Consider the following 14,425-nt stretch of genomic DNA (forward strand, 5'->3'; position numbering starts at 1 on the left):
CTTGCCCGCTCGGTTCACTCTCGTTGTCTGGTCATGATGTCTCCCTCCCGGCGGGTATGTTTTCACTGCAGTGCTTGCGAGGCAGGCCTGCGAATTGTGGCGTGGTTCTCTATGTTTCTGTTCCGGATTGATCTGGCCCGTACGAAGTGGCGTCTTGGCTGCGCCCTGCTGGTATTGACCCTGCCGCTGCTGGCGGGTGGATGGCTGGTGCGAGACAGCTACGAGCAGGAGTTGAAGCGCGACGCCAGCGCCTCCGCCGACAAGGCCAAAGCCCTGCTGGAGCGCATGCTGGATCAGGCCGAGCAGGCCAATCTCGACATGTTGCCGCTGATCGACCGCCCCTGTGCCGACAACCTGCTGCTGCTGCGCAAGCGGGTGGCGCTCGAGCCCTTCCTGCGCTCGGTCAACCTGGTGCGTGACGGGGTGATCCACTGTACCTCGCTGTTCGGGCCGGCCCGGGAGGTGGATGATGGTGCCATCTACACGGATCACAAGCTGCTGCTGATGAGCGGCAATCGGGTGCGCAAGAATCACCCCCTGTTGGTGGTGCGCCACGAGCGGGGGCGCGATGCGGTGCTCAGCGCCATCGACAGCAGCCAGCTTAGCTTCATGCTCACCCTGAGCAGCGATCCCAGCGAGCTGTTCTTGCAGGTCGGGTCCGCCTGGCTCGATGAGTCAGGCCACTTCCAGAGCGCCCCACCGCAGTTGAACAGCAAGTTCGCGCTGACCCTCACCTCCCAGCGCTACCCCTTCACCATCCACGCCGGGTACGCCATGCCGTTCTACTGGCGCGCCCTGTGGGAGGCGCGCCATCTGCCCCTGATCTGGCTGGGGGGCAGTTCGCTGCTGCTGGCGCTGCTGGTGTGGTGGGTGCTCGGGCGGCCCGGGGCCCTCACGGATGAGCTGAGGCGGGGACTGCGGGCCAGGGAGTTTGTCCCCTATCTGCAGCCGCTCATTGCCAGCGAGGGCGGCAACATGGTGGGGGCCGAGGTGCTGATGCGCTGGCAGCATGCCACCGAGGGGCTGATCCGCCCCGATCTCTTCATCCCCCAGGCGGAAGAGTCGGGCCTGATCGTACCCATGACGGTCAACCTGATGAAGGCGGTGGCCCAGAAGCTCCAGCCGGTACAGGGACAGTTGCCAGAGGCTTTTCACATCAGTTTCAACATCAGCGCCACGCACTGTCGCGATCTCTCCCTGCTGGCGGAGTGCCGTGCCTTCCTCGCCCACTTCGTGCCGGGGCGGGTGGTGCTGGTGCTGGAACTCACCGAGCGGGAGCTGCTGGTGACCAACCCGCAGACCCTCTCCCTGTTCCGCCAGCTCGACGAGATGGGGGTGAGGCTCGCCATCGATGACTTCGGCACCGGCCACTCCAGCCTTCACTACCTGCAACAGTTCCACGTGGACTATCTCAAGATCGATCGCTCCTTCATCGGCCGCATCGGCACCGAGTCCCTCTCCGAGCACATCGTCGACAACGTCATCGACCTCGGCCGCCGGCTGAGGCTCTCCCTAGTGGCCGAAGGGGTGGAGACGGAGCAGCAGGCCGCCTACCTCAGGGGCAAGGGGGTCCAGTATCTGCAGGGCTATCTGTTCGCCCGCCCCATGCCGCTGCGCCAGTTCTGCCGGGAGCTGGCGGCAGGGGAGAGGTGCAGGCCCCTCGTCGAGCGCGCCGCCCAGGCCTGATGGGGCTCAGCGCACCAGGCCGTGAAGCCAGTTCACCAGGGTCTCGTGGGCACTACCTGGCTCGGGTCTCGTGGGGGCGAGCAGGTGATAGCCGGTGCCGTCCAGGATGAAGCCGAGCGGCGCCACCAGCAGGCCGGCCTCGAGGTCGTCGCACACCTGGCGGTAGGGGCCGATGGCGACGCCAAGGCCGGCCACCGCCGCCTGCAGGCTGAAGTAGAAGTGCTCGAAGGTCTGTCCCGATCCCTCGTCACCGGCTGGCAGGCCGGCATGCTGCCGCCACTCCTGCCAGGCGCCGGGACGGGTTCGGGTGTGCAGGCGGGGCGCCGCCGCACTCAGGGCCCAGCCCTCCTTCCGTCGCTCGAAAAACTGCGCCACCCTGGCCGGCTGGCAGACAGGCCCGGTTCGCTCCTCGAACAGCAACTGGCTGTAGAGCTCGGCAGGCCACTGGAAGTCGTTGCGCCGGATGGCGAGATCGATGCCGCTGTCGAAGCTGAGGGCGCCACCCCCCGCCATCAGGTGCACGTCCAGCTCCGGGTGCAGCGCCTGAAAGTCGGGCCAGCGCGGGATCAGCCAGCGCATCAGCAGGGTGGGCTCGCAGGAGAGCACCAGTGACTGGGGGCGGCTCCGCTGGCGCAGCACCTGGGCCGTCCGGCGGATCTGGCCAAGCCCCTCCCTGACCGACTCATAGAGCCGCTCGCCCGCCTCGGTCAGGAAGACCCGGCGCTGGCGCCGCTCGAACAGCATGACCCCCAGATCCTCCTCCAGCAGGCGCACCGCCCGGCTGATGGCCCCGTGGGTCAGGTGCAGCTCGTCGGCGGCGCGGCCGAAGTGCTCGGTGCGGGCCGCCACCTCGAAACAGCGCAGGGCGGTGAGGGAGGGGAGCGAGAGGGATTTTTGTGAGTTATTTTCACCATTCATGTCAGAAATCATCGTTCGTTATTGGTGTTATTGCCAAATAAAATAGCCGATATCACTTCTTGTCAGGACTATTTTCATGACCGAACTGCTCGCCGTCGTCGCCATTACCCTCCTTGCCGTCATCAGCCCGGGACCCGACTTCGCCATGGTGTCGCGCAACGGCCTGCTGCTCTCGCGCCGCAGCGGGGTGCTGACGGCGCTTGGCATAGCGGCCGGGGTCTGCGTGCACGTGAGCTACACCCTGCTGGGGGTGGGGGTGCTGATCCAGCAATCCCTCTGGCTGTTCAACCTCATCAAGCTGGCGGGGGCGGCCTACCTCGTCTTCCTCGGCATCAGGATGCTGCGGGCCCGACCGGCGGTCGATGAGGTGATGGCCGACCAGCCCGCCCTCTCGAGCCTGGGGGCGCTGCGCACCGGTTTCCTGACCAATGTGCTCAACCCCAAGACCACCATCTTCATCGTCAGCCTCTTCATGCAGGTGGTGCAGCCGCAGACGCCGCTGGCGGTCCAGCTCGGTTACGGCGCCTTCATCGTGCTGGCCCATGCCCTCTGGTTCAGCGCGGTGGCGATCTTCTTCTCCAACGCATCGGTGCGGGCCCGTCTCCTGGCGGTACGTCACTGGATCGATAGGGTGTTTGGCGCTCTGCTGGTGGGATTCGGCATGCTGCTGGCGCTGACCCAACCCTCCCGCTGAGGGCGCAACCTGCAGGCCCCGCAATCCACCCGAGAATTGGAGGGGCTTGTTTTTCATGCCTTGGGTGCCACTTTTCGGTAGAATTGCCGCTCATTTTGAAGTCAGATGAGGCGCGGTATGACGGTCAGGTTCCAGGCATTTCACAGCATCAAGGCGATTGGCAATCGGGAGGTGCTGTTCAACTGGTCCAGGACCAACCCCCTCGGCGCCCTGGATCAGGTGTGGCGCCCGACGACCCGCGACGAGCTGCAGCAGCTGCTGCGCGAATACCCCGAGCGCAAGCTGCGGCTCATCGGCTCCGGCCTCTCCTTCGAACCTATCCACAGCGTCTATGCCGAGGGCAGCCAGGCGCTGCTGGTGGACCTGCACCACCTGCGCGGCCAGCTGGCCAAGACCGCCGATACCGTGACCTATCAGGCGGGCACGCCCCTCGATACCGTCTATGCCGATCTCATCGCCATGGATCGCATGCTGCCGGCGTCTCCCGGCGTCATCGGCATCCAGACCCTGGGCGGTGCGCTCAGCACCGGCACCCACGGCCAGGGGCTGCACCAGTCCGCCCTCTGCGACGCGGTAGCGGCCATGACGGTGATGCTGGCGAGTGGCGACATCATCCGGGTGGATCGCAGCGATCCACGCTTTGGCGCCTTCGTGATGGGCATGGGCATGCTCGGGGTGCTGCTGGATGTGACCCTCAACACAGTGCCGAACCGCATCATGCGCTGCACCAAGTTCACCACCGACTACCCCTTCCTGCTGGCACACAACGAGCGCCTCAACCGGGAGCACGCCTTCGTGAAGAGCTGGTGGTTCGCCTGGACCGGCGAGAGTCACATCTGGCTGGTGGATCCGGCGAGCGACGAGGAGGTGGCCCGCTACCGGGCCGGCGGCAGCGAGCCGCTGGTGCTGGCGGGAGACATGGACGAGCGCATGAACCTGGCGCTCAATGCCACCATAGACGCGACCCTGCAGAAGATGGCCAGAGACACCAAGGACGAGGCGCGGGCCGGCGAGCACTTCGAGACGGTGCGCCGCTTCAAGGACGCCTCCGATCTGGTGGGCAACGTCTACCAGATCCTCTGCAAGGGGATCCCGGCGCCCCAGATCAACTGCGAAGTGGCGGTCCCCCTCGAACGCATGGGGGAGGCGCTGGAAATCCTGCAGGCGTGGCAGCAGGCCAACCCCGGCGTGCTGCACTACCCCTTTATCCTGCGCTGCACCGGCCCCTCCGAGGCCTGGCTCAGTGCCGCCTATGGCAAGTCGGTGTGCTGGATTGGGTTCCTGGTCTATCTGGCGGCGGACGGCACCTTCGTCGGGGGCTCCATGGAGCAGATGCGCGAGCTGCAACAGCTGCTGGTGCCGCTGGGTGGCACCCCGCACTTTGGCAAGCATCTGGCGATGGACCTCTACGACTTCCCGGCCCTGTTGCCGCGCTGGCACGACTTCCTGGCCCTGAAGCGCGAGCTTGACCCCCATGGCCGCTTCGAGAACCGCTGGCTTGGCGAGCTGTTTGCCGACCGGTGAGGCCGGCCCCTTCGAGAGGGCAGGCATTTTTGCTCCCTTCCCCCCGGCTGGGAGCAGGGGGAGGAGGGGAAGGAGATAACCTCTTCAAGCCCCATGACGACAGGCTCTAAGGATTTGACATGACTGACCCGCAAGACACCCGTATCCCCGTGACCCTGCTGACCGGTTTTCTCGGCAGCGGCAAGACCACCTTGCTCAACCACTGGGTCAAGCAGCCCGAGCTCGGCGAGTGCGCCGTGCTCATCAACGAGTTCGGCTCCGTGGGGCTGGACCACCACCTGGTGCAGCAGGTGGACGAGCAGGTGGTGCTGCTCGATTCCGGCTGCATCTGCTGCTCGGTGCAGGGCTCCCTGGTGGAGGCGCTGCAGGGGCTCTTCATGAAGGCGATCCAGCGCAAGATAAAACCCTTCAAGCGACTCATCATAGAGACCACGGGCCTGGCGGATCCCGCTCCCGTGCTCTTTACGCTGAGGGAGGAGGGCTTTATCGCCCAGCGCTACCGCTTCGACGGCACCGTTACCGTGGTGGATGCCGGCCATATCGAGCAGCAGCTTATCCAACAGTACGAGGCGGTCAAGCAGGTGGCCCTGGCGGATCTGCTGGTGGTGAGCAAGGGCGATCTGGTGGATGAAGAGACGCTGGCACGGGTCGAAGCCCAACTGGCGGCCCTCAATCCGGCGGCCCCCGTCGAGCGGGTCAGCAACGGCGTGCTCTCCCCCGCCGTGCTTGAGAAGCTCGGCGCCTACAACGAGGCGGCGGGGCGCGACGTGCGCCAGCTGCTGGCCTGGTTGCGCACCGAATCCCCGAAGCAGGGGCTGGCTTCTCCCATGCAGCCGCAGATGACGCCCTTTGCCGCCAGGGTGGGCACGGCCGCGCCGACCCATTTCGCGCACGGCGGCTCTTTTGCTCACAACAATATTGAGAGCTTCTCCCTGCGCATCGGCGAGCCCCTCAGAGCCGCCCGTCTGCTGGCCGCCATCGATGCGGTGCAGGCGCAGTACGGCGACGCCCTGCTGCGGCTCAAGGGCATACTGCAGCTGGAGGGGGAGAGCCAGCCCGTGGTGATCCACGGCGTGCACGGCCAGCTCTATCCGCTGCAGACCCTGGGGGAGTGGCCCGAAGGCAAGGCCCAGTCCCGGCTGGTGTTCATCGTGAAGAGCCAGGACAGGGAAGGGATAGAGCGTCTGTTCCTCGACACTCTGAGGGCGCCTGAGCCCAGCCTGGAAGCGCAGCTCAGGGCCATGCTCGGCCAGCCGGATGCCTGATATGCTGATATGACCCGCATCCGTGCGGGTCTTTTCTTACCTGACGAGGAGGTGGCAGCTCATGCCTGACAGCACTCACATGGTGACCCCAGCCCAACGTACCTGGCTGCCCTGGCTGACGGCGGTCGGCTTCTTCATGCAGACGCTGGATGGCACCATTCTCAACACCGCCCTGCCCAGCATGGCCGAGGCCCTGGGGGAGAGCCCGCTGCAGATGCAGTCCGTGGTCATCGCCTACATGCTGACGGTGGCGCTGCTCATCCCGGCCTCCGGCTGGCTGGCGGACAGATTCGGCACCCGCCGCGTCTATCTGGCCGCCATACTGCTGTTTACCCTGGGCTCCTTGGCCTGTGCGGTCGCGAACACCCTGCCCGTGCTGGTCGTTGCCCGGGTGCTGCAAGGGGTGGGGGGCGCCCTGCTGATGCCCATAGGGCGCCTGGCGGTGCTGCGGGTCTACAGCAAGCACGAGCTGCTGAGGGTCATGTCCTTCGTCACCATCCCCGGCCTGCTCGGGCCCCTCATCGGCCCGGCCCTGGGGGGCTGGCTGGTGGAGGTGGCGAGCTGGCACTGGGTCTTCCTCATCAATCTGCCGGTGGGGGTGATAGGTTTTGTGGCGAGCTGGCACTTCATGCCCGAACTGCGCCAGCACACCGCCAGGTTCGACTGGCAGGGGTTCGCGCTGTTCAGCGCCGGCATGGTGCTGGTATCCGTCGGTTTGCAGGGGCTGGGGGAACACAGCCTCTCCACCGGTTGGGCCCTGTTCGCCCTGCTGTTCGGGCTGGCCGCCATGGCGAGCTACTGGCTCTATGCCGCCACCGTGGAGCAGCCGCTCTTCAGCCTGGCGCTATTCAAGACCTCCACCTTCGCCATCGGCATCTGGGGCAACCTGTTCGCCCGCCTCGGCAGCGGTGCCATGCCCTTCCTGACCCCGCTCTTCCTGCAACTGGGGCTCGGCTTCTCGCCGAGCAAGGCGGGGATGACCATGATCCCGACCGTGATCGGCGCCATGCTGACCAAGACGCTGGTAAACAAGCTGATCCCGCGCATCGGCTATCGCCGCATCCTGATCGGCAACACCCTGGCGCTCGGGGCCATGATCGCGAGCTTCTACTTCATCGACAACCAGGTGCCGCACGGGGTGCTGCTGGTGTGGCTGGCGGTGTTTGGCGCCATCAACTCCCTGCAGTTCTCCGCCATGAACACGCTCACGCTGCAAGATCTGAGCGCCGAGCATGCCAGCAGCGGCAACGGCCTGTTGTCGGTGGTGATGCAGCTCTCCATGAGCCTGGGGGTGGCCATCGCCGCCAGCCTGCTGGGGCTCTTCTCCGCCGGGCAGGTGACCCAGGAGAGCGGGCGCTGGCTCGGCGGCTTCCACCTCACCTATCTGTGCATCGGCCTGATGTCCATGCTGGCGGCACTGATCTTCGCCCAGTTGGGCAAGGGCAAATGACGGCTCAGGCCGGTTGCAGGTAGCTGACCGGGCAGGGCAGTTGCGCCAGCAAGCGAGCCAGGTGCTCGGTCGCCAGCAGGAAGGTCTGCTCCGGGTGGCCCGGGGTCCAGGTGAAGGCGCCGTGGGCCAGCAGGGCCGGATCCACCAGCAGGGGGAGATCGGCGCGGGGCAGGAAGGGGCAGACCGCCCCCGGCAGGCAGCCGATCTCGGCCTGCATCTCCTCTGGGGTGCAGATGGAAGGCTTGGCGCCGAGGCTGGCCTTGACCGCCTTGTTGTCCAGCCGCCCGTCCCTGTGGGTCAGCAGCAGGGCGAAGCGGCCATCCTTGAACTTGAGAAACAGCGTCTTGCTGAACTCGGCCTGCCAGCCGAGCCGGGCCTTGACCCGCTCGTCGGTGGCGTAATCCAGGATGGGTTCGTGCAGGTAGCGTTCGTGGGGCAGCTCCGCCAGCAGCTGGCAGTTGAAGTCGTGAATGGTGTCGAGTGGCATGGGGTTCTCCTGTGCTGGCAGCCATGCTGCCACGGGCGCCGGCGCAGGCCCAATCACCCTTTCTTATCGGTCATCAGTGCCGTCATGAGCAACAAGGGCACCGCGAGGTGCCCTTGTCGATCAGTGGTGCTGCAGCTCGCACGCTTCCCAGTGGAAGGGAATGGGGCTGAGCCGCTGGGAGGCCTTGTCATAGGCCTGCCACAGCTCCCCCAGGGGGCGCCCGTCCACGGGGTGGCGCAGGCTTGGCGCCAGCTCCGCCAGCGGCCAGAGCACGAAGGCGTTGGTGAGGATCTCGCCGCGGGGCAGCGCCAGGGGCGTCTCGCAGACCAGGTCGCCGTAGAGCAGCAGATCCAGATCCAGGGTGCGCGGCGCGAACTTCTTGGCGTCCGGCTCCCGGCCGTGGGCGAACTCCATGGCGCGCAGGCGCTGGCACAGGGTCGCCAGCGGCAGATCCGTATCGGCTCCCACCACCAGGTTGTAGAAGGGACGGCCATTGAAGCCGACCGCCTCGCTCTCGAACACCCGTGACACCGCCAGCTCGCCGAACTGGGCCTGCAGGGCGTCGAGTCCGGCGCGAATATGGCGCTCCCGCTCGATGTTGGAGCCCAGGCTGATATAGATGCGGATCATGGGCGTCTCCTCCCGGCAGAGGGCGCTCACTGGGCGCTCGCGGCCGGGGTGCGATGGCGCAGGATCTCGACGCCGACCCCGGCCGCATTGGGCACGGCGCCGGGCTTGGTCAGGGTGACTCTGACCCACTGCACCCGCTCGTCGGCCAGCACCAGGGCGGCGACCTGCTCGGCCATGGTCTCGACCAGCTCGACTATGGTGTTGGCGGCGTGATCACAGATCTTGCGTGAGAGGGTGGCGTAATCCAGCGCCAGCGCGATATCGTCGGTTGCGGCGGCGGGGCGGTTGTCAAACCCCATCTCGAGATCGAAACAGAGCTTCTGGCGAATGCCCTTCTCCCACTCATAGACCCCTATGGTGGTCAAAACCTCGAGTCCGCGAATAAACACCTTGTCCATGACAGTACTTCTTCTTTACTCTTGATGGGCTGTGAAAACAGCGCAGGGATGCAGGCCTGGCAAGCAGATTGCCGCTGGCGGCCGGTTTGGGCGACACGCGTTCGGGCAAATCCAGACCAGAGAATGTGGCCCGCATCATACCCCATTCATATCGTGGTAAAAACGACCAAGATGACGGCCCTGACGATTTTGATGATTATTCTGGCCTATCTGGGCGGCTCGCTGTCCAGTGCCGTGCTGGTATCCCGCTTCACCGGTCTGCCGGATCCCCGCGACCATGGCTCCCACAACCCGGGGGCGACCAATGTGCTGCGCCTCGGCGGCCGGATGGCCGCGCTGATCGTCCTGCTGCTCGACATGCTCAAGGGGATGGCCCCCGTCTATCTCGCCTGGTATCTGGAGATCAAACCCATCTATCTCGGCTTCATCGGCGTCGCCGCCTGCCTGGGCCACATGTACCCCCTCTTCTTCCACTTCCGGGGCGGCAAGGGGGTCGCCACCGCGCTCGGTACCATGCTGCCCATCGGCTTTGCCATGGGGGGTGCCGTCATCGCCACCTGGTTGCTGGTGCTGCTGGTGAGCGGCTATTCGTCGCTGGCCTCCATCGTCACCGTGCTGCTGACGCCGCTCTTCACCTATCTGCTCAAACCCGAATACACCCTGCCGGTCTCCCTGCTCTCCTGCCTCATTCTGATCCGCCATCACGAGAACATCACCCGGCTGCTCAAGGGGGAGGAATCCCGCCTCTGGCGCCGCCGGGGAGGGGATTCCCCCGCAGAAGTGGTGAAAATGGGTGATGCTGAGCAAAAAAGAGACGAACGAGACGAAAAGTAAAATTTCCCGTTGACCACCTGCCTTAAAATCCGTTTAATAGCGCCCACGCCCAGATAGCTCAGTCGGTAGAGCAGGGGATTGAAAATCCCCGTGTCGGCGGTTCGATTCCGTCTCTGGGCACCACATTTTGGTGCCATGAAATAAAAATTTGTTCATGCACAATGGTTTGAAGTGTGCCGGCTTAGCTCAGTAGGTAGAGCAACTGACTTGTAATCAGTAGGTCACCAGTTCGATTCCGGTAGCCGGCACCATTTGCCCAGATAGCTCAGTCGGTAGAGCAGGGGATTGAAAATCCCCGTGTCGGCGGTTCGATTCCGTCTCTGGGCACCACATTGTTCCTCCGTAGTTCAGTCGGTAGAACGGCGGACTGTTAATCCGTATGTCACTGGTTCGAGTCCAGTCGGAGGAGCCAATTCAAAAGCCCAGCAGCAATGCTGGGCTTTTTTCTTTTCTCCAGCCGCTCCGCCTGATGCCTGTCAAAGGGCCTGCCCACGCTTGTGTCCATCTTCCCCGTCAGCCACTACCATGGCGTTTCCCCTGTCGTGATGGCGTGAGCCGCCCGTTTTCCCGTAAGCTTGCACCAGTTTGCCGCCCTCGACCGAGTCTCACGTTCGAGGCATTTTCACGACCGAGGTAATCTATGAATGCAACAGAGCTGTGGCAGCTCTCCCCCGAGCAGTTCAACGAATGGCGGCGGGAGAACGACTACCCCCTGATCTGGGACCTGCTGGTGGCGTCGCTGCCTCATTTCGACGACTGGATGAGGGAGCAGAAGATAGAGAAGAGCGTGATCTTCCAGATTGGGATAGCCCGCTTCATCAGCTCCCGCTGCGTGCTCAGCCTGTGCGTCTACATGAGCGACGACAAGATCCGCCTCTATGAGACCGCCTCGAGCGCCCTAGAGTCCCTGCGCAAGAGCGGCCTCATCCGCTCCGAGGTCCGTTTCGAACCTTACTGCATGTGGCTGGCCGACAAGCATGGCAAGGACGAGGTGAAGCGGGTGCAGAGCCTGCTCTCCGTCTCGGAGAACAACAAGGGGGAGGCCCAGGTGCTGGGCAGGCATCGGCTGCTCAACATCGGCGGCGTGACGCTCAAGAGCCCCATCATCTCCGGCCGGCTGCTGGACTTCACCTGCCTCGACGAGCTCTCCCTCGACGGGGCCGTCAACAACTCCAAGGTCTATCTGTGGCACTGCTCCGCCAAGGGAGTGAGGGTCAATGGCGGGGTGATAGGGCTGGATCTGTTCGATTCCCTGCTTTGGGATCACAGGGCCTGGGCCAAGAAGCGGGAGCTGGCGCTGGAAGACGGGGTCTTCCAAGACTTCACCATAGAGTGCGAGGAGATCCGCTTCCACTCCTCCCGGGCCGTGCTGAAGAACTTCAACGTCAGCGCCAAGAACTTCGACGCCACCATGGAGCACACCAACCTGGACAAGGTGCAGGTGGTCTACAACGAGAATGGCCGGATCGACCACAACGAAGCGAGCAAGCTCTATCGCAATGCCAAACGCCTCTTCTCCAGCGTGGGCGATACAGTGGATGCCGGCGAGTGTTACTACAAGGAGAAGCTGCACGAAATGAAGTCCCTGGCGAGCCCACGGGATCTGTTCAGGGAGCGCTGGCTGCGCAGTGGCATGGTGAGGAAGGGAGGGCTCTCCCTGCTGTGCTACCTCAGGTGTGCCGGCAAGTTCATCAGCTTCATCACCTGGGGCTTTGGCGAGCGGCCCATCAGAAGCCTGCTGATGTCGATGGGGGTCATCCTGCTGGCGACCCTGACCTATTTCCTGGCGCCGGAGTCCGTGACCCACGGCCATCTGGGGCGCTCCCTCTATTTCAGCATCGTCACCTTCGTGACCCTGGGGTACGGCGACATCTCCCAGACCTCTTCCCCCCTCCAGCTGTTGTCGGCCATAGAGGCGTTCTGCGGCATGTTTCTGACCGGCCTCTTCCTCGCGGGCTTTGCCTCGAAAACCAAGCAGTACTGATGGCGAACCGGGCGTCAGGCTGCTGTCGCCCGGCAGCCAACATCCATCTGCCCCATGCCCGCCGGCGGAACCCCCTTCCTTGACGCCGTGGCGGTGGAGCGACTTTATTTAAAGTCATCGATCGCCGCGGCGGTCGATGGCACGACAAGAAACAAACAGAGGAGCCGGCAAGGTATCGATCGACCCACCATCGAAGCAGAGAAGGAATAACGCTATGATATTGAATCACTTATGGGGATTGTATGCCCACCCTCACACCGAATGGCATAACATAGACGAGCGGCACGACAGTTTCAGAAACAGTCTGACCCATATCCTGATCGTGGCCCTTATCCCTCCCATCTGCGCCTACTACTCCGCGGTGCACATCGGCTGGAGCATAGGCGTCGGTGAGCCCATCACCCTGACCGCCGACAGTGCGCTCATGCTCTCCATCGCCATGTACGTGACCCTCATCATCGGCGTCCTCGCGCTCTCCTATCTGGTGCACTGGATGGGTCATACCTTCGGCTCGGATCCCAGCTACACGACCTCGCTGGAGCTGGCGGCCTACACCTCCACGCCGCTGTTCATGGTCGGTTTCTCCGCCTTCTTCCCGCATCTCTGGTTCGTCATGCTCATCGGCCTCATCGGGCTCACCTATTCCGTCTACCTGCTCTATGTGGGGGTGCCCATCCTGATGCACATCCCCAAGGAGCAGGGGTTCATCTATGCCAGCTCCGTGGTGACGGTCGGTCTGGTGCTGCTGGTATGCGTGCTGGCCGCCACGGCCATTCTGTGGGGATCCGGCTTTGGCCCCGTGTTTACCCAGTAGTGTTCCGGTCAGTCGGCAACGACGACAAGGGCGCCTTGATGGCGCCCTTGTCGTGTCTGGCTGGGCGCAACCGATCGCCCTGTGGTTCTCAGCGCGGGTTGCCGCTGCCGATGCCGAACGGGAGGCGGTAATCGCTGCTCTGTTCCCCGAGGCTGACGGTCAGGTTGCCCTGGGCGCGGCTCGGAATCTGTACCTGCTGGGAGCCCGTGAGGTTGGCGTGGACGGAGGCCATCAGGTCGCCGGACTCGTCACGCACCTCCAGCATGGGGTTACTCTTGCCGGCCATGGCCGCACTGGCATGCCAGTTCACGAACAGCACACCCGGGGTGGCGCTGAAATCGGCGGGGACGGCAGCCTGGGCAACACCGGCACTCATCAGGCCTGCGACGGCCAGCATCTTGATCACGTTTTTCATGTTCATTCACTCTCTTGGTTTTTATGTCATTGGCAGGGCCGGACAGGCCCGTATCAATGCATCCTTGCAAGAGGTCATTCAAATAGTGTGTCGTTCTTTCACTGACATCAGGCACCTTGTTTTGGGGTATCATTGTCATGAATGACCAGTCATGTCGTGGCTTGGCGCTCCTGTCCAAGCGATGGGTGAATATTAAACAGCCTCATCCATCATTGTTAGCGAGATAAACTGGTCTACACATTCAAAAAATATGAACCTTTTTTGTGCGCCGAATGTGCGCATGTGCCGAGATCCTGATCCCGCGGGCGTCCCGTCACCGCCTTGGCCGCTTGCCACGGCGCCCTGTTTTTTGCGGGTCAGGCCGGGTCGGCGCGCCGCCGTCCCCCATGCCAGGTGGTACCCATGGAGGCGGCGATGATGGCAGCTATCCCGAGCCACTGGGAGAGAGGCAGCCGCTCTCCCAGCAGCATCAGCCCCATCAGGGCGCCCATGGCGGGTTCGCCGCTGGTGAGAATACCGTAGCTCTTGAGCGGCAGGCGGCGCAGGGCAAACATCTCGAGGGAGTAGGGGATGGCGCTCGAGAGCAGCCCTACCCCGGCGATGGCCAGCACCACGGGCAGGGTGAAGCTGGCCTCGCTCGCCCCGCCCAGACCGAAGGGGAGCACCAGCAGGGTGCCCACCCACATGCCCAGCGCTGGCGCCTGCGTCCCCAGCAAGGCTCCGGCCCGCTTGCCGGTCAGCATATAGAGCCCCCAGAACACGCCGGCCCCCAGGGCCAACGCCGCCCCTAGGGGATCGATGGCCTGCTCTGCCGCCCGCAGCGGCAAGAGCAGCAGCAGGCCGACGATGGCCAGCGCCAGCCAGAGGAAGTCATCCCGGTGGCGGGAGCTCAGCAGAGCCACCGTCAGCGGGCCGATGAACTCGATGGCCAGCGCCACGCCGAGGGGAATGCGCTCGATGGCGAGATAGAAGAGCAGGTTCATGGCCCCAAGGGACAGCCCATAGGGAATGGATCCCAGCAGGGTGCGCCGATCGAGGGGCGCTCGCCAGATGCGAAACACCAGGGAGAGAAGCAGGGCGGCGCACCCCAGCCGGAACAAGGTGGTGCCGGCGGCTCCCAGCAGGGGAAACAGCGTCTTGGCCAGGGAGGCGCCGAGGGTGATCGACAGCATGGCGAGGAGGACGGCCAGCAGGGAGGAGAGGGCGGGGCTGGTTGGCTGCATCTTGTTCAAACCTGAGTAGGGTAGGAGCAAGAAAATATATCTGGAGATCGCCGTAATTTCGGTCTAATACTGGTCTTGCGCGATAATTTTTATCTAATGAGCC

Annotated in this window: 14 protein-coding genes and 4 tRNA genes; 12 read left to right on the forward strand and 6 right to left on the reverse strand. The window is 64.1% G+C overall.

Features of this window, described 5'->3' with window-relative positions:
- The first annotated feature begins 111 nt into the window (after nucleotides 1–111).
- Nucleotides 112–1,686, forward strand: a complete 1,575-nt coding sequence (locus AB5Y72_RS15860) for an EAL domain-containing protein (RefSeq protein ID WP_368199210.1) — start codon at nucleotides 112–114, stop codon at nucleotides 1,684–1,686.
- A gap of 6 nt (nucleotides 1,687–1,692) precedes the next feature.
- Here AB5Y72_RS15860 and AB5Y72_RS15865 read toward each other — a convergent pair whose 3' ends face one another.
- Entirely contained in the window at nucleotides 1,693–2,604 is a 912-nt protein-coding gene (locus tag AB5Y72_RS15865; protein WP_209794177.1) for a LysR family transcriptional regulator, read from the reverse strand.
- 76 nt (nucleotides 2,605–2,680) lie between these two features.
- Between AB5Y72_RS15865 and AB5Y72_RS15870 the strand changes: the two genes are divergently transcribed.
- The 4 genes from AB5Y72_RS15870 (at nucleotide 2,681) to mdtD (ending at nucleotide 7,537) form a co-directional block, all read left to right on the forward strand.
- Nucleotides 2,681–3,298, forward strand: a complete 618-nt coding sequence (locus AB5Y72_RS15870; protein ID WP_209794176.1) for a LysE family transporter — start codon at nucleotides 2,681–2,683, stop codon at nucleotides 3,296–3,298.
- Between the two features lie 117 nt (nucleotides 3,299–3,415).
- Complete coding sequence (locus tag AB5Y72_RS15875; RefSeq protein ID WP_209794175.1) at nucleotides 3,416–4,822, forward strand: D-arabinono-1,4-lactone oxidase; 1,407 nt, start codon at nucleotides 3,416–3,418, stop codon at nucleotides 4,820–4,822.
- Nucleotides 4,823–4,941: 119 nt separating this feature from the next.
- The gene (locus AB5Y72_RS15880) at nucleotides 4,942–6,087 is read left to right on the forward strand and encodes a GTP-binding protein (protein WP_042077653.1); all 1,146 of its coding nucleotides are present in this window, start codon (nucleotides 4,942–4,944) and stop codon (nucleotides 6,085–6,087) included.
- Between the two features lie 61 nt (nucleotides 6,088–6,148).
- Nucleotides 6,149–7,537 carry a multidrug transporter subunit MdtD gene (mdtD, locus tag AB5Y72_RS15885; protein WP_368199212.1) on the forward strand — a complete coding sequence of 463 codons (1,389 nt, stop codon included), beginning with the start codon at nucleotides 6,149–6,151 and terminating at the stop codon, nucleotides 7,535–7,537.
- 4 nt (nucleotides 7,538–7,541) lie between these two features.
- On the opposite strand, the gene AB5Y72_RS15890 is transcribed toward mdtD, so the two are convergent.
- From AB5Y72_RS15890 to folB, 3 genes are all read right to left on the reverse strand, one after another.
- Nucleotides 7,542–8,024 (reverse strand): YbaK/EbsC family protein, encoded by a 483-nt coding sequence (locus AB5Y72_RS15890; protein ID WP_219143440.1) that lies wholly within the window; start codon nucleotides 8,022–8,024, stop codon nucleotides 7,542–7,544.
- Nucleotides 8,025–8,144: 120 nt separating this feature from the next.
- Entirely contained in the window at nucleotides 8,145–8,654 is a 510-nt protein-coding gene (gene folK / locus AB5Y72_RS15895; protein ID WP_219143441.1) for a 2-amino-4-hydroxy-6-hydroxymethyldihydropteridine diphosphokinase, read from the reverse strand.
- Between the two features lie 26 nt (nucleotides 8,655–8,680).
- The gene (folB, locus tag AB5Y72_RS15900) at nucleotides 8,681–9,052 is read right to left on the reverse strand and encodes a dihydroneopterin aldolase (protein WP_216991082.1); all 372 of its coding nucleotides are present in this window, start codon (nucleotides 9,050–9,052) and stop codon (nucleotides 8,681–8,683) included.
- Between the two features lie 171 nt (nucleotides 9,053–9,223).
- Here folB and plsY point away from each other — a divergent pair, with 171 nt between their 5' ends.
- From plsY to AB5Y72_RS15935, 7 genes are all read left to right on the forward strand, one after another.
- Entirely contained in the window at nucleotides 9,224–9,886 is a 663-nt protein-coding gene (plsY, locus tag AB5Y72_RS15905; RefSeq protein WP_216991081.1) for a glycerol-3-phosphate 1-O-acyltransferase PlsY, read from the forward strand.
- 47 nt (nucleotides 9,887–9,933) lie between these two features.
- Nucleotides 9,934–10,009 (forward strand) — tRNA-Phe (locus AB5Y72_RS15910).
- A 52-nt stretch (nucleotides 10,010–10,061) separates the two neighbouring features.
- Nucleotides 10,062–10,137, forward strand: a tRNA-Thr gene (locus AB5Y72_RS15915).
- 3 nt (nucleotides 10,138–10,140) lie between these two features.
- A tRNA-Phe gene (locus AB5Y72_RS15920) sits at nucleotides 10,141–10,216 on the forward strand.
- A gap of 6 nt (nucleotides 10,217–10,222) precedes the next feature.
- A tRNA-Asn gene (locus tag AB5Y72_RS15925) sits at nucleotides 10,223–10,298 on the forward strand.
- A 228-nt stretch (nucleotides 10,299–10,526) separates the two neighbouring features.
- The gene (locus AB5Y72_RS15930; protein ID WP_219143442.1) at nucleotides 10,527–11,870 is read left to right on the forward strand and encodes a potassium channel family protein; all 1,344 of its coding nucleotides are present in this window, start codon (nucleotides 10,527–10,529) and stop codon (nucleotides 11,868–11,870) included.
- A 214-nt stretch (nucleotides 11,871–12,084) separates the two neighbouring features.
- A complete protein-coding gene (locus tag AB5Y72_RS15935; RefSeq protein ID WP_042077665.1) occupies nucleotides 12,085–12,684 on the forward strand; it encodes a Yip1 family protein in 600 nt (199 codons plus the stop codon).
- Between the two features lie 88 nt (nucleotides 12,685–12,772).
- Here AB5Y72_RS15935 and AB5Y72_RS15940 read toward each other — a convergent pair whose 3' ends face one another.
- The gene (locus AB5Y72_RS15940; protein WP_042077666.1) at nucleotides 12,773–13,105 is read right to left on the reverse strand and encodes a hypothetical protein; all 333 of its coding nucleotides are present in this window, start codon (nucleotides 13,103–13,105) and stop codon (nucleotides 12,773–12,775) included.
- A gap of 350 nt (nucleotides 13,106–13,455) precedes the next feature.
- Entirely contained in the window at nucleotides 13,456–14,322 is an 867-nt protein-coding gene (locus tag AB5Y72_RS15945; RefSeq protein ID WP_368199213.1) for a DMT family transporter, read from the reverse strand.
- Nucleotides 14,323–14,425 lie beyond the last annotated feature (103 nt).

This window comes from Aeromonas sp. R7-4 (genome assembly GCF_040908055.1).
Classification (GTDB): Bacteria; Pseudomonadota; Gammaproteobacteria; order Enterobacterales; family Aeromonadaceae; genus Aeromonas; species Aeromonas sanarellii.

Excerpts from the sequence above, each read along its gene's own strand:
- AB5Y72_RS15860 (WP_368199210.1), top strand. The coding sequence starts at position 112 with ATGTTTCTGTTCCGGATTGATCTGGCCCGTACGAAGTGGCGTCTTGGC.
- AB5Y72_RS15865 (WP_209794177.1), bottom strand. The coding sequence starts at position 2,604 with ATGAATGGTGAAAATAACTCACAAAAATCCCTCTCGCTCCCCTCCCTC.
- AB5Y72_RS15870 (WP_209794176.1), top strand. The coding sequence starts at position 2,681 with ATGACCGAACTGCTCGCCGTCGTCGCCATTACCCTCCTTGCCGTCATC.
- AB5Y72_RS15875 (WP_209794175.1), top strand. The coding sequence starts at position 3,416 with ATGACGGTCAGGTTCCAGGCATTTCACAGCATCAAGGCGATTGGCAAT.
- AB5Y72_RS15880 (WP_042077653.1), top strand. The coding sequence starts at position 4,942 with ATGACTGACCCGCAAGACACCCGTATCCCCGTGACCCTGCTGACCGGT.
- mdtD (WP_368199212.1), top strand. The coding sequence starts at position 6,149 with ATGCCTGACAGCACTCACATGGTGACCCCAGCCCAACGTACCTGGCTG.
- AB5Y72_RS15890 (WP_219143440.1), bottom strand. The coding sequence starts at position 8,024 with ATGCCACTCGACACCATTCACGACTTCAACTGCCAGCTGCTGGCGGAG.
- folK (WP_219143441.1), bottom strand. The coding sequence starts at position 8,654 with ATGATCCGCATCTATATCAGCCTGGGCTCCAACATCGAGCGGGAGCGC.
- folB (WP_216991082.1), bottom strand. The coding sequence starts at position 9,052 with ATGGACAAGGTGTTTATTCGCGGACTCGAGGTTTTGACCACCATAGGG.
- plsY (WP_216991081.1), top strand. The coding sequence starts at position 9,224 with ATGACGGCCCTGACGATTTTGATGATTATTCTGGCCTATCTGGGCGGC.
- AB5Y72_RS15930 (WP_219143442.1), top strand. The coding sequence starts at position 10,527 with ATGAATGCAACAGAGCTGTGGCAGCTCTCCCCCGAGCAGTTCAACGAA.
- AB5Y72_RS15935 (WP_042077665.1), top strand. The coding sequence starts at position 12,085 with ATGATATTGAATCACTTATGGGGATTGTATGCCCACCCTCACACCGAA.
- AB5Y72_RS15940 (WP_042077666.1), bottom strand. The coding sequence starts at position 13,105 with ATGAACATGAAAAACGTGATCAAGATGCTGGCCGTCGCAGGCCTGATG.
- AB5Y72_RS15945 (WP_368199213.1), bottom strand. The coding sequence starts at position 14,322 with ATGCAGCCAACCAGCCCCGCCCTCTCCTCCCTGCTGGCCGTCCTCCTC.